Source organism: Marinomonas sp. ATLA20 (assembly GCF_057180105.1).
In genome coordinates, this window is record NZ_JBXUKU010000001.1 from 1 (window position 1) to 14,649 (window position 14,649).

General features: G+C 42.5%; 11 protein-coding genes. 1 reads left to right on the plus strand and 10 read right to left on the minus strand.

The genetic code is table 11. From position 1 onward, the window contains the following. Positions 1–226 precede the first annotated feature (226 nt). The 4 genes from AC2A4J_RS00005 to AC2A4J_RS00020 form a co-directional block, all read right to left on the minus strand. A complete protein-coding gene (locus AC2A4J_RS00005; protein ID WP_484174436.1) occupies positions 227–1,027 on the minus strand; it encodes an ABC transporter permease in 801 nt (266 codons plus the stop codon). Then, complete coding sequence (locus tag AC2A4J_RS00010; protein ID WP_114411459.1) at positions 1,024–1,911, minus strand: ABC transporter permease; 888 nt, start codon at positions 1,909–1,911, stop codon at positions 1,024–1,026. Before AC2A4J_RS00010 ends, AC2A4J_RS00005 begins: the two co-directional genes overlap by 4 nt. Continuing rightward, complete coding sequence (locus AC2A4J_RS00015) at positions 1,904–2,986, minus strand: ABC transporter ATP-binding protein (RefSeq protein ID WP_255827151.1); 1,083 nt, start codon at positions 2,984–2,986, stop codon at positions 1,904–1,906. The genes AC2A4J_RS00010 and AC2A4J_RS00015 overlap by 8 nt, the downstream gene beginning before the upstream one ends. Positions 2,987–3,060: 74 nt before the next feature. After that, positions 3,061–4,170, minus strand: a complete 1,110-nt coding sequence (locus AC2A4J_RS00020) for an extracellular solute-binding protein (protein WP_255827152.1) — start codon at positions 4,168–4,170, stop codon at positions 3,061–3,063. A gap of 425 nt (positions 4,171–4,595) precedes the next feature. On the opposite strand from AC2A4J_RS00020, the gene AC2A4J_RS00025 reads away from it, so the two are divergent. After that, positions 4,596–6,482 (plus strand): methyl-accepting chemotaxis protein, encoded by a 1,887-nt coding sequence (locus AC2A4J_RS00025; protein WP_484174437.1) that lies wholly within the window; start codon positions 4,596–4,598, stop codon positions 6,480–6,482. A gap of 94 nt (positions 6,483–6,576) precedes the next feature. On the opposite strand, the gene serA is transcribed toward AC2A4J_RS00025, so the two are convergent. The 6 genes from serA to AC2A4J_RS00055 all read right to left on the minus strand — a co-directional run bounded on the left by serA (position 6,577) and on the right by AC2A4J_RS00055 (position 14,572). Beyond that, positions 6,577–7,806 (minus strand): phosphoglycerate dehydrogenase, encoded by a 1,230-nt coding sequence (gene serA / locus AC2A4J_RS00030; protein WP_484174438.1) that lies wholly within the window; start codon positions 7,804–7,806, stop codon positions 6,577–6,579. Positions 7,807–8,023: 217 nt separating this feature from the next. Further along, on the minus strand, positions 8,024–9,127 hold the full coding sequence (trmA, locus tag AC2A4J_RS00035) for a tRNA (uridine(54)-C5)-methyltransferase TrmA (protein WP_484174439.1): 1,104 nt from the start codon (positions 9,125–9,127) through the stop codon (positions 8,024–8,026). A 107-nt stretch (positions 9,128–9,234) separates the two neighbouring features. Beyond that, positions 9,235–10,248 carry a hypothetical protein gene (locus AC2A4J_RS00040; RefSeq protein WP_484174440.1) on the minus strand — a complete coding sequence of 338 codons (1,014 nt, stop codon included), beginning with the start codon at positions 10,246–10,248 and terminating at the stop codon, positions 9,235–9,237. A 3-nt stretch (positions 10,249–10,251) separates the two neighbouring features. Further along, positions 10,252–10,947: a 5'-methylthioadenosine/S-adenosylhomocysteine nucleosidase gene (gene mtnN / locus AC2A4J_RS00045; protein ID WP_484174441.1), complete on the minus strand. Its 696-nt coding sequence runs from the start codon at positions 10,945–10,947 to the stop codon at positions 10,252–10,254. Beyond that, the gene (locus AC2A4J_RS00050; protein ID WP_484174442.1) at positions 10,944–13,538 is read right to left on the minus strand and encodes a hypothetical protein; all 2,595 of its coding nucleotides are present in this window, start codon (positions 13,536–13,538) and stop codon (positions 10,944–10,946) included. Before AC2A4J_RS00050 ends, mtnN begins: the two co-directional genes overlap by 4 nt. After that, positions 13,526–14,572: a substrate-binding domain-containing protein gene (locus tag AC2A4J_RS00055; RefSeq protein ID WP_484174443.1), complete on the minus strand. Its 1,047-nt coding sequence runs from the start codon at positions 14,570–14,572 to the stop codon at positions 13,526–13,528. Before AC2A4J_RS00055 ends, AC2A4J_RS00050 begins: the two co-directional genes overlap by 13 nt. Between the last annotated feature and the right edge of the window lie 77 nt (positions 14,573–14,649).

Genomic DNA, 14,649 nt, shown 5'->3' on the forward strand with positions numbered 1-14,649 from the left:
GTTAGTTGAACTTGGTCTTCGTTGCTCTGAAGCCTTGTCCGTGTCAGCGAGGGCGTATATTAAGGATCTACAGATTTTGTGCAACCCTTTTCTGAGGTTTTTTATAAATTTGTCATATTTATTTGCTACAAGCCCAAAAGCTGATCACCAAACAAACAAAAACCATAAAAAAGGCCATTATTCGTACAAATAATGGCCTTTTCAATCTCAATTAAAGCACTCTATATTATGGTGAACTGATAGAAAGCTCTCGACGACGCTTCACTTCGTAAATAACAGCTAACAAGATGGTGACAGAAATCATCACTAACCCTAGCGCATTTACCGCAGGTGTTAACCCTGTTCTTACCTTAGAGGCAATGTAAACCGTTAATGTCGTATCATAGCCTTTAACAAACAACGTCGTGTTATAGTTTTCAAACGATTGTAAAAAAGCAATTGCTGCTGCCGAGAAAATTGCAGGCTTCAAATAAGGCAAAAGAATACGTCGGAACGCTTGCCATTGAGTTGCCCCCAAACTTAACGCTGCATTTTCAAGCGTACGATCAAATCGCTGCAAACGAGCCAACACCATCAACATGACATAAGCAGCAATAAAAGTAGTCTGAGCAATCACAGTTAGGAACACACCACCACTAACCGACAACCCTTTCCAAAAGATAAGTGTCGAAATCCCCACAATTACACCCGGTGTTAATAACGGCGACATCATCAACGAATACAAAAAGGTTTTTCCTCTGCCCTGAACTGTTGATAAAAACAAAGCACAGCAAATACCAATCGGCACTGCAACCGCCAATACACCAGCAGCTACTACAACACTTGTCCATAAAGCGGTCCACATGGCACCATCTTGAGCAAGCGCCTCAAACCATTTGAGCGTTGCCCCTTTCCAAGGCGACACAGTAGGAAAACGGCTATCGTTAAATGTTGCCAGCCCCATAATAATAAGCGGCGTGAATAGATAGACAAAAAATACACCAATATAAAAACGTACGGCGAAGCGCATGATAGTTTCAGACTTCATTTTGCAATGTCCCCCAAACCTACTTTAAAAATACGCATCACCAAAGCGATGAAACCGATACAGATAATTAACAGCAAGAAGGCATAGGCAGCCCCTTGATTCCAATCCCCACCCTCAAAGAACCAATTATAAATAATTTGCGTAAACCAACGACTTCCGGGAGAACCTAATAAAGCAGGTACTGCATAACTACCCGCCGCCAGCATAAAGGTCATGATACAGCCCGTCGCAATACCTGGCTTGGCATGCGGAATCACCACACGCCAATGGGTACGAATCCAGCCTGCCCCCAAATTGCGTGCCGCTTTAATCTGATTGGTGTCCAAGCTCTCAATCGCGTTGTATATAGGAAAGATCATAAACAAGATGTAGGCGTAAACCATACCAATGAGCACTCCGCCATCGCCAGATAAAAACCGAATAGGTCGATCAATAAGCCCCAGCCCTAGTAATAGAGCATTCAGCGGTCCTTTATAAGCAAGAATGATGTACCAAGAAAATGTGCGCAGAATTTCATTGATCCAAAACGGGATAATCAACAACAACAAACAGAGCGCCGCTTTTTGAGGTGTTGCGACTTTCGCGAGGTAAAACGCAATAGGATAACTAACGACTAACGTTAATCCCGTTACTAGTACGCTTGACCAGATGGTTTTGAAGAAAATGGCCAAGTGTATTTTATTGCTAAACAGCGTCTCATAATTTGTCAGTGAATAGACGTCTTTTGGCCCGCCTATGTCAGCAGGTAATAGATTCGGGCGAAATGAGTAATCCACCATCAAAATCTGCGGCAAAATTACCAAGCCTATCAACCAGATCGCAATCATACCTATAATGCCAACCGCCAATCCGCTACCAAATCGCGACTTCAGTTGACTAAACATGGTCGCCTCCGGCAATCACAATGGCATCTCGCTCATTATAAGAAAGGCTAACGGGTGCGCCTTTTTTTAACGATTCAGAGTACTGGTGAGTCCCAAGCTGAATAGACAAAGCTTGGTCGGCAGGCGTTTTGGCATTTAAAGTCAGATACGCACCCTCAAAATTAACTTCATCGATAGTCGCTCCTAAGGTGTGCATTCCATTTTCTGCTTGTAATCTAAAGTGCTCTGGGCGAATAAAAAGCGTGGCATCAGTGCCAATAGCAATGTTGCCTTGTGAGCGCCCTGCTAACTTACCCAGTGGCCCACAATCCAATACGACAAGATCAGAGTTGGCTTCAATCACTTTGCCTGAAACGCCATTATTTTCACCCACAAAAGAGGCAACAAATGCGGTATGGGGATCTCTATATAAAGTAATAGGATCAGCAACTTGCTGAATGCGACCTGCAGACATAACAGCCACTCGGTCTGACATAGTCAGCGCCTCGCCTTGGTCATGAGTAATATAGATGAAAGTGATGCCTGTTTTACGCTGAATGGCTTTCAACTCGGTACGCATATGCTGGCGTAATTTCAAATCTAATGCGGATAATGGCTCATCCAATAACAAAACTTGCGGCTCTACAGCTAATGCACGTGCAATAGCAATTCGCTGTCTTTGGCCACCGGATAACTCAGAAACTTTTTTTGCCCCACTGCCTTCAAGGGCCACCAATTCGAGCAAGCGGTCCGAGGCTTTTTTGCGCTCACTTTTCGAAACACCGCGAACCTCTAAGCCGAACTCAATATTTTCGGCCACGGTCATAAGAGGAAAAAGTGCGAGGTTTTGAAAAATCATCGAGGTTGGACGTTTATTGGCCGGCACGCCACGCATGCTCTTACCACCAATTTTAATATCACCCTGTGTTGGGTCTATAAAGCCACTAATCATGTTTAGGATCGTGGTCTTGCCACAACCTGAAGGGCCTAAGAAACTAAAAAACTCTCCGGATTGTATCGTTAGATCGGTTTTCTGTATGGCGGTAAAGTCGCCGAATTGCATGACGGTATTATCTAAGTGAACACTGCTATCCATATTTCTCTCGCTGGTTATTTTTTCTCGATACAAAAAAGCCCCTTGCGACATAAAGTCACAAGGGGCCTTCGAGGTTATGCAGACAAGTAACGGTCTTGGTATTCGTTACGCAGTGCAACGTACCATGGTTCCTGAATAGGCCACCACCATAGGTTGGCGAGATCTTGCTCGCTGTAAGAGTCTTGGAAGAACTGCTTAGTTTCCGCTGGTAATAAAGCATCCGCACCTTTTGATGTAGAGTTATAACCAGTGGACTTAACAAACATAGCGCCCGCTTCCGGCGTGTAATACCAGTTAATGAATTCATATACTGAATCCACGTTATTGGCGTTTTTAGGAATAACAAAGCCTTCCATCCATGCCAACGCACCTTCTTTTGGTGCGCCGTAGGCAATAGGCTCGCCTTCTGATTGCAATTTAAATGCGGTGCTGTCCCAAGTTTGACCGATAATTGCGCCATTAGTACGAAATGCACCTTGCGCTTCATTTTCTGTAGACCAGAACTGAGCAAGTGCGCCCTTATGTTCGGCAGCTACTTTTAAGATGACATCAAAGTTAGCACGCATGGCTTTTTCGTTTTTGTACGAATCCAATAAAGGGAAAGGAAGTTTGCCCGCTTTTTCTAGCCACAAACCAATGCCGACAAGAGCCGAGTGACCACGAACCGTTACACCACCCGCGTTTTCTGGCAACCAAAGGTCACCATAACTTAGCTCTTTACTGATTTTTGCATCATTTTTATTGTAAGCAATTGCCTCGGTCCCCCAATCAGATGGGGCGAAGTAACGCTTACCATTTACGATCCCGCCAACATCCGATCCGGATAAAGCGCTCTCCAAGCAGCCATCCCAATTAACTCTTTTCACATCAAGCGGCTGCACTAAATCGTAATCAACATAACCTGGGACACGGTCAACTGTCGGCATAATAATATCGAAGCCGGTTCCATCCGTAGCACGCAAAGAGTTCATCAACTCATCATTGGTACCGTATGGTGTAAACGTCGCGTTAATACCAGTTTTGGCTTTAAAGTCCGCTAACATTTCATCAGTTATATAACCAGCCCACGCATAAATACGTAGCTCTTTATTAGCCGCAATGGCTTTGTTAATCGAAAATGGGGTAGCGGCAACAGCACCTGCGATAGAGGCGCCTTTCACGAATTGGCGACGGGAAAGGGTCATTCTTGAGCTCCTTTATATTTTATGATTAATTGCTATTTCAAGAAAAAGCGGCTTAACAGCCAAAACACTCTTTTAATTAAACGATCGTTTAATTTCTTTTTTAATCTAATACAAAATAATGACGAAAAAGTGACCATGGAAGGTTTTTTTTCCAATTGGACAGAAATTACACCAATTGATGCGCAAAAAGACAAAGATATGTCGTTTTTGGTCAATTCGTTAGATTTAGTACACTCTCTGCTTCGTATATCACACACAGCGTAAGTCACATTTTTGTCACATACACATATTAAGGTAGTCGTATTCGTCGTTTTATGTAAATTAAAGTAGGTTCTGAATTGAAAATATCCCATGTCACACGCACAACAACCGCAAGCTACCTGGTTATTGCGGTCATGCTTGTCGCCCTGCTCCTTTGGAGTTTAATGAAATTTCGCAGCGCCTTTGAGCAAAGTGACGCCTACACACAAGTTTGGGAATATTCTTCTATTAATTTAAAGCAGAAAATTGAAGGCTATTTATCGTCAGGGGAAGCATCCGCGCTCCAATCTTCACAGGAATTCATCGCGAAACAGATTCGCCCCGCACTTAGCTCACTTCCCGATACGATCAAAGACCCAATTAACAACCAATTAATTGAAATAGAAAAGAGCCTTCAATCTGACGTTAGAGCGGCAGGAAAGCTATCTGGAAATCCCTATGCTTTGATCGAAAACAATGAAAGGCAAACCTTGTTATCACTAAATACCCTGTCGGATAAGATTGCACAATTTCAATCACTGCATGATATGCAATCCGCCGCAGCTTACTTAGCAAGCCAAGCTTTACTGTACGCAGACCTTGCGAATATGAGTGACGCAAAAGATAACTATCTTGCCAAAAACACAGCGGACAATAAACAGCGCTTAGTTCAATCTATTGCAACATTTCAATCTCATATCGCTGACTTTAATACACTCCCCATTCTAGAACTGAATGAAGAACAAGATACTGACTCAGCTGATGACTTGGCGTCATTAATGGGATGGGCAAGCGACGTAGAAGACGCAACCGAAGTAGACGATCCTCTCGAAGAAACCAAAAGCGAACTTCATACTTGGTCAAGCCGCTATCTAAAAGACGTTGATTCTAGCCTTATCAATATCCAACAAGCTCTAACCGCACAAAACAAAATTCGGTCATTAATTAGCCAACTTGAAGACATTTTAAAAGCAGGCACTGAAGACATTCAGAAAAGTGCTCAAGAGACTCAACAACAAACCTTGATCGCATTTTCTATCTTTGTCATCCTGATGATATTAACCACTATTTCAGTGCATATATTTCAAAATAGAGTCGTTGTAAAAAGTGCTAGAGACTTATACGCAGCGGTAAAAGACTTGGTTGAACATCAAAACATCAACTCTCTCAAAGTCGGAAAGAATAAAAATGAACTGTCGGACGTAGCACACTATTTAAATCGCTACCTAGAACAAATAGCTGTGCAACGCCAGCAACGGGATACCGAGCTCAGTAACATTTCGACATCACTCAATGACATGCTCAATGCTTTTGGACAAGTACGCGAACTGAGCTCAGCATCGCGACAAGAACTGGATGATACGCTTAACATGTCGAATCAAGTAGAGACCCTTGCAGGCAAAGCAGAAGTGCGTGCTCAAGAAGTAGCAAGTTATGCTACCGATACCAATACCGCGATGACGCATAGCGTGAAACAAGCCGCTTCGTTAGCCGCCGCGAATCAAACAACGGTGGATCGACTCAGTAGCAGTAAAAAGGCATTAACCAGTTTAAACTCATCCGTGTCTAGCGCATCGTCTATTGTTGGTGGTATCAAAGACATTTCGGAGCAAACCAATTTACTCGCACTAAACGCTGCCATTGAAGCCGCACGAGCAGGTGAACATGGCCGTGGTTTTGCTGTCGTCGCCTCTGAGGTAAGAACCCTTTCAACCCGAACCCAACAATCCCTAGAAGAGATCACTAAGATTTTCTCTCTTCTTACATCGGCGACAGATAAACTTACCCAGAATATCGAACTGATTGAAACGGCTTCGATCGAGCAAATAGACTTAACCCACGCGCTCGGACAGTCCGCTCAAGATATTCTCGAAAAGTCTAAACAATCGAGTCACTTGGCGAAAAAGGCAACAGGCTATGCTGCGGAGCAAAAATTGGGCATGAATAAGCTAAATAGTGCTGTGGTAAAAGTCAGAGAGCAAGCAAACGAATCGGAAGAATTTATGACAGGCGTGACAAACAACATCAAACAGAAGATTCAAGACATCACGACAACCTTAGGAATTAGCTAACTCCCAAGGCTGAATTCTCATCCAAAATGAAAAGTCACAGAAACAAAAAATCCAGCCGTAGCTGGATTTTTTATTAAGAATACAAAGTAAAAGTTTAAAACAAAACGCGTGCTTTAACGGTTCCTTCGACTTCTTTCACTTTCTCAAGCGCTAATTCGCCTTCTTCTGCATCTACGTCCATTACCATGTAGCCAAGCTTCTCCGTAGTACGAAGGTACTGACCCGTGATATTGATGTTGTTCTCAGAGAAGATCGCGTTGATCTTAGAAAGTACACCTGGGCGGTTTTCATGAATATGAAGAATACGATGGTTGTTCGCTTGAGCTGGTAGTGCCACTTCAGGGAAGTTAACCGCTGCGATTGTTGTACCAACATCAGAGTATTTAACCAGCTTATCAGCCACTTCAATACCAATGTTCTCTTGCGCTTCCATTGTGCTACCGCCGATATGAGGCGTTAGAATCACATTGTCCAAACCACGAAGTGGAGAAACAAACTCTTCGTCATTGCCTTTGGGCTCAACAGGGAATACATCGACTGCAGCGCCACCCAAAGCGCCTGTTTTAATCGCTTCTGCCACAGCATCTAGATCAGCGACAGTACCGCGCGAAGCGTTAATAAAGATAGAGCCTTGCTTCATCTGTGAAACTTCTTTCGCACCAATCATCATCTTAGTGGAATTCGTTTCTGGCACATGCAAGCTAATAATATCGCTGGTAGACAGCAATTCTTTCAGGCTCTTAATTTGACGTGCATTACCCAAAGGTAACTTGGTGACGATATCGTAAAAGCATACTTCCATGCCTAAGGATTCCGCCAAAACGCTCAATTGAGTGCCAATACTTCCGTAACCAATAATACCTAAACGCTTACCACGAGTTTCGAAAGACCCTACAGCAGACTTAATCCAACCACCGCGATGACATGCCGCGTTTTTCGCAGGAATGCCGCGAAGCAATAGAATTAATTGACCCAACACCAACTCAGCAACACTTCGAGTATTAGAGTAAGGCGCATTAAATACCACAATGCCTTTTTCGCTTGCCGCATCTAAATCAACTTGGTTTGTACCGATGCAGAAACAACCAATAGCAACCAGCTTATTAGCATGCGCTAAGACTTTTTCAGTCAACTGAGTACGAGAACGAATACCAATGAAGTGCGCTTCCGAGATCTTTTCGATCAACTCATCTTCCGCTAATGCTGTCTTATGATATTCAATGTTGGTGTAACCAGCGTCATTCAATGCGTCCAATGCAGATTGATGAACGCCTTCTAATAACAAAATTTTGATTTTGCCTTTGTCTAGTGAGTTGTTGCTCATGGCTCGTTCGACTTCTCTATTATGGTGGGGGAAATGTATGCGCATATGTTACCACAGAACATTCTTTGTCGTATTCAAGATACAAGAATGTCTTTCATTATGATAAGAGTGAAACTCATACAAAATATTGATACTAGTACAATCTAAACGTCTTCAAAAAAATGAGTCACACTGTCTCAATATAAAAAAAAGAGGCTGTGAGGCCTCTTCTTTTATTTTAGGAATTAGCCTTACGCTCTAAGAAAACGCCAGTTTCCACATGATGCGTATAAGGAAACTGGTCAAACATCGCATATCGAACCACTTCGTGAGTGCTCGATAAAGCTTCTAAATTCGCCTTTAATGTTTCAGGATTACAGGAAATATACAGAATAGAATCTATTTTACGTATGAGCTCTACCGTTGCATCGTCTAGGCCTGCTCGCGGAGGATCAACCAAAACAACGGAGGGCGTCAATTCGCTCACACCAGCCTGAACCAAACTTTTAGGCAACTCAGAATCACCATTCAACGCTGCGGATACATCTTCACTGGCCATTTTGACCACTTGAACATTATGCATTCCGTTGATAGCAATATTTAGCTGGGCAGAGTTTACCGACACTTTGGAGATTTCGGTCGCAACCACGCGGTCAAAACGACGAGCTAATGGAATAGAAAAATTACCATTGCCACAGTACATTTCTAGCAAATCACCCGATGCGTTTTTCGTCACATCCAACGCCCACTCCAACATTTTTTCACTGATACCAGCATTAGGCTGCGTAAAGCTATTTTCTACTTGTTGGTAATGAAATTTTTCACCGTTTACCGTTAACGTCTCCATCACAAAATCACGAGTGATAATTTGCTTCTTCTTACGGCTACGGCCAATAAAGTGACAAGCAGGAAAAGCGTTATTTAACTCTTGAACAGCGGCATTCCATTCATCATCAATCGGCTTATGGTAAAGCAAACTAATTAGCGCTTCGCCCGTTGTCGTGGTTAGAAAATCCACTTGGAATAATTTGTAGCGCAAGACTGGAATATCTCGAACCGCATCCAGAAGTTTTGGCATCAGCTCATTAATAAGGCTCGATGCCGCGAGAAATTGATCAGTACGAATCGGTGTTCTTGGGTCGGCAGAATCAAACATCGCATAATATAAATCATCACCATCATGCCAAATTCGGAACTCAGCCCGCATACGATAATGAGAAGGCTGACTCGCGAATACTTCCATCTCAGGCAATGACAAAGTCGCCATTAATTTGGCTAATTCAGCTTGTTTATCTTGCAGCTGCTTTTCATACATTTCTGGTTGGATTTGATCCGGTCTCATGGCTGATTCTCTTGAAAGCGATAGATACTGATAGAGCGCGGCATTATACGAGTTCCCCGTATACAAATCTAATCACATGCAAACAATTCAAAAAATAAAGGGGGCAACTAATGAAGATATTCTGGTCCAAGCAAAATAGCTAAAGACAGGGTCAACGAAAATGTGCCGTGATAATCATCATCAGCTTCATGAGTAAACTGAGGTTTAACCTGACCAATGAGCCAATCTTTGTATAGAAGGCGTTCATATTGTATGTTGTATAAAAAACTATCAGGCTCAATCGAGTGTTCTCCAGACTGAAGAAAGCTCAATTGGTAGCCTAGGCGATTTTTTTTATTTATCCCATGTTGAAAAGCAAAGTTTTCACGGGCGTAAAACATCCCCTCCTTATCAAGCCAAGTCACACTAAAGTCTGTAGTAAAGCTTAATGGAGGCGAAATGGCATAACCCAATCCAATTCCGTAGCGAGCACCAATACCTTTAGAGTAATAGGCAAACGCTTCTTGCTTCTGCCACCAATCAAAGCGATCTAAAGTTTGCCCTTGCTTTAAGCGAATTCTCAAGAAAGGATCTAAAGGAAAATCGACTCGGATACCCGCATCAACATCCATTCCTATATCCTCTTTTATGTAACGTACCGCTGCAGAGATACTCGATTTAAGGGCAGAGTTAACCACATTATTTTGTTGCGAAGACTCGCCCCGCAAACTTTCAGGTGCTAACGAGTCTGAGTCAGATTCTACAATCAAGCGCAGCCGGTCTTGGGTATTCGGTAATTTCAATTGAGCATTAAAATCAAAAAAGCCAGTTCGCTCCCCCTTATCTTTACTAAGAACCGAACCAAAACGGATTTGAATAGAGCTATCAGATTGTTGATTGCTTGGTCTACCAGACAAAAAAGAATCGATATTTGTTGACCAACTGCCGATTTTTTTAGACACGGTTTCGTGCGATCCTATCAACCAGCCAGTCTCCCCCGCTTCATCCTCACCCGTAGCTTCTAAAGACTCATTGTTCGTTGTTTGACTATTCGTATTATCAGCGTTTTCTGCAGACAAAGCGGCTAAGGGCCAGCCAGTTACCAAGCAAATTGCAACAATATAGCCCTTTTTCAATGGCATTATTTAGCTGCCTTTCAGCATTTGTTGAATCATCAGAGACGAGTTTTCAGCCGCTACTTTAAGGTATTCTTCAAAGCTTTGAGGTGATTCTTTACCAGCGATATCAGACAGAGAACGTACTACGACAAACGGGGTTCCAAATTTGAAGCACACTTGAGATACCGCCGCGGCTTCCATTTCAACAGCCACCAATTCAGGAAAAATAACTCTAACGGCTTCCACTCGAACAGGATCATTCATGAAGCTATCGCCCGTTCCGATCAAACCTACTTTTGCTTGTACTTGAGTGACAGCCTGCAATGCTTGCTTTGCTTTACTCACGAGCGCTTCATTGGCCACATAAGTTGCTGGCATATTTGGAACTTGTCCCATTACATAACCAAAAGCGGTTACATCCACATCGTGATGAACCACTTGATCTGAAATCACGACATCGCCAACCTGTAATTCAGGATCAAAACCGCCAGCTGAACCAATATTGATGACATATTCCGGTTTAAATTGAGACAACAATAACGTCGTTGAAACCGCCGCATTTACTTTGCCAATACCCGATTTCAACAGAACAACATCTTTACCTTCAAAGTGCCCAACAAAAAAATCACAACCAGCAAGGGTCTGTTCTCGGACGTCTGTCATCCATTCTTTGATAACCGCGACTTCTTCATCCATGGCACCAATTAATCCAATTACGCTCATTCATTGCTCCTACTGTTTGTATTTTGTTGCATAACTTTTTGTGTAAAAAGTCGTATTTGATCGCCAGAATAAGGCAATGTCATATCGAAAAACGCCACATTATCCGGCATTTCAGGCCACCGTTGTACCGAAAAAAGTCGACTTGTCGGAAAAACTTCCTGAATAGATAACAAAAGCGACCTAGGCTGAGGCTCAAGCAATACTACGACAGCATTTGGGTGATAGGACAGCACCACATGATAATTAGATAAATCCGCCAGCCATTGAGTGGTCACGTCATATTTTTCTAATTCGGTATACCAAATAGCCTTAGCAATACGACTCCCTCCCACCATCACCCAAGATAAATCCCGTTCATTTGAATGAGTAGGAATAACACTCTCTAACTCACAGGCTTTCACTAAGACTTGATGTAAATTGTAATCGAAAGAACACCCCTGCAGCGTAAAGACATGTGGATCAACCTCAATAGGCAAAGTGCTATTAAGCCAAACAATCGGCAGATCATCACGATTGTATTTAAGTTTAAGTGCACGTGTCATATCCGCTTGCGCAGCAACATCTTTATCACAACCAATCAATATCGCATCAAATTTCACCACGCCACTGGACTGAGTAAAGAAACTGTCTGTGGAGACATACTCTTCCACTTGTAACCCAAGTCGTACTAAAGCCGCTTTTATTGCGAGAGGGTTTGGGTAATCATTTGCGACCCAAGCTACTACTTTATTATGTGCTAGTGGCTTGAATGAGGGTGTTGCTTCAAGCCCCTCTACTGTCAAATTAATCTGCATGGCATTATTTTGTAAGGTTTTTTGTTGACCACCCAAGTTCGCCAATAACATCTTAATCATCCAGTGAAACAAAGGCCTGAACGTCATATCATGCATGGCGACCATTTCAAGCCCTAAATCATCGAATCGAATCGTTAATCGGCGTTCGGCCATATCATTCGACATAACCATCATAAACAAGACACGAATAAGGCCTCTGAAGTTAGCGTCCACCGCCACGGTTCTTTTGCCAGACTCGACTGTACAATCTAATAACGTTCGATTCGCCTCAACCCCCATTGCGGCCATAACCCGAGCGCTTTCTTGGCAAAAAACATCTCCAATTGCCATGTAGGACACGCTATCTTCTACGCTACCAATATCATCTAAGACCGAGATAAGTAACCCAAGCCACCCTTGCAAGTGCTTACTATCAATATGGCCAGGCAAAACAGACAGGTACATAAGCTCATTTAAAATAGCATCCACATCTACCTTCTTTTGCAAAGCAAAAGACAATGGCTGCAACTGTTTCAACTGCCAGGTCAAACTGGTTTCTTGAGTGACGTTTTGCCCCACCAACAACAAGCCCCGATAGTCACTTTCATTCTTAAATGAATACGCTTTCCATTGATAAATTCGGCCTAAACTATTGATAGTCAAATCAAAAGACACACCGACTTCACCTTTTAACGCCTCTTGGATCGATTGATGACACGAGATCGGCATAAAATCAAAAAGTGTTCGAGCTTTATCCACATCAGGAAAAAGACTCTTAGCCTCCTCGTTAATTAATTCAACTTCTGCTACTTCAGTACAAAAAATAATTGCGCTGTGTATTGATTCAGTAAGCAGCTTGAATCTATGCTCTTTTGATTCAATAAAGGCTTTATATTGTTGGCTTTGCCGCTGTATAGGCAACAACTCACTATAAGGCAGTAAAGTATCTTCGTTACGAAAGGCAATCGATTCAAGAGGCTGAAAAATCAACTCCCTAATTTGACGGAATAATAAAAACCAAGAGCACAATAAAACAGCGGCAATACCAGCGATTAGAGGTAATGCCTTGGTCACCACCGCTGAAGAGAAAGCATGTTTCTGGATAATATCTAACTGCAGATCGCCCTGAATAGGCGATATCAAAGGTAAGCGAGAGTGTAATGCCTCTCCAGACATGTCTACACCAACTTTATGCTCTTCAAGCAAGGTTCGATCATTTTCATTATCATGAATTCGAACCGCGCTAACTTGAGCGCTCTCAAGCAACTCATTAGCCAAAGTTAAATTGTCGTTTAAAGAAATAAAACCATACAAAAAGCCGATATTTTCTTGGTCGTCTGAAAAAAGCTGTTTTTTAAACATCAGCAAAATGGAATCGTCTTTCGTTACGATTGATGTCCAACGATTAATAAGCCCTTCCCCCAAAATAGATTGCAAATCCACTTTGGTGAACAACCGAGCTCTAGGATCCATCGCATGCTTGCCATCTCGCCATTCAATATAGAAAAAATCCAACCCCCCAAAAAAAAGTACTTCATGGTGACTAAATAGCAAATCTAATTCGCGGCCAGCCGCATAATTACTCAAGGAAAGATCTTGGCCAATAAACTTCATTTCATCTTCAGCACGCGCCAAATAGCCATTGAAAGCTTGCTCAACAACACGATGCTTTAATGCCAAGTTTTTTTTCTCTGCACTCTGATTTAATACCTCAATAAAATATAAAGTCATAGCGGTCACGACGACAAAAACAGCCGCAGCCAATATGAATACTTTAAGGCGTAATCGATGTTGTAAACTAATCTCTACTTCTGCCATAGTTCCACCGAATAGTGATGAGCTTGCTGTACCATCAAGCGTAAACTTTCTGAATCTAATTCAGCGGGTACAAGCGAAGAATTAGCAACATAAAGACTTGGCATATTTCGTCCTTCAAGGTCTAACTTAATCGCTTCTGCTACTGCAATAGAAAGATCATCTTTCATAAAAAGAACACTTGCCTTGAGCTTGCGACTTTTTAAACCAGCCATGCCATTCGCTGATAATCCCCACGCATTGGTTTGTATTTTCGAGCCAACCCCCTCTGCTTGTAATGCAGAAACTACCCCCTCAGAAATATTCTGCGAGCAGCTAAAAATAAAATCGGGTGGATTGTTTTTCAGTAATATTTGAGTCGCATCATAGGCGCTATTTTTATCATCGGATACCGCTCTAATACGATCAATGTGACGATTATACTTCGTCATCTCATCTAGAAATAAGTCACAACGCGTGTGGCCAAGATAGCCTGTTGGCAAAACCAATGCAGAGATCTTTATCCCCTCAGGCAACTGCCGCTCTAGGTAACTCGCCAGCATAATAGTGGCCTTTTTCTGATCAAAGCCTATGTACATTAATGGCGGATGATTTCTCCAATGAGTAAGCGGAGAAGCAAAGTCGTACAAAATAACTTTGGGTTTGCCCGAACGTAAAAAACGCTCCAAAAAACGACGTTGAACCGAACCTAACTTGGTCATAACAATATAATCAGGCTGAGCATCGGCCATTTTGAAATACGCGGTTAAATCACCCTCAGAATCAAAACTATCATTATAGGTATCTAAACGATAATCGACATTAAGTTCACGCATTCGCTTTCGAAATGTCACTAAAAGGGATCTGTTCTCGAGAGAGTTCATATCACCAAATAGCAATAACGCGATACGTACTGCTCGCGTTTGAGAAATGCGCATCGGATTAGGAGGAGAGTTAACAATCGTAGTGAACTGTTCAGCCAAAGGACCCTGCCTCGGCATCAGCTGATAAAATTCCTGACTGTCCATGAGGTCAAGCGCAATATTTGCAGCTTGCACGCTTGAAGCGCAACAGCTTAGAACAATCCATGTTAAAAAAAAACGAAATCTTCGCATTACCGAACCCGATGAAACAT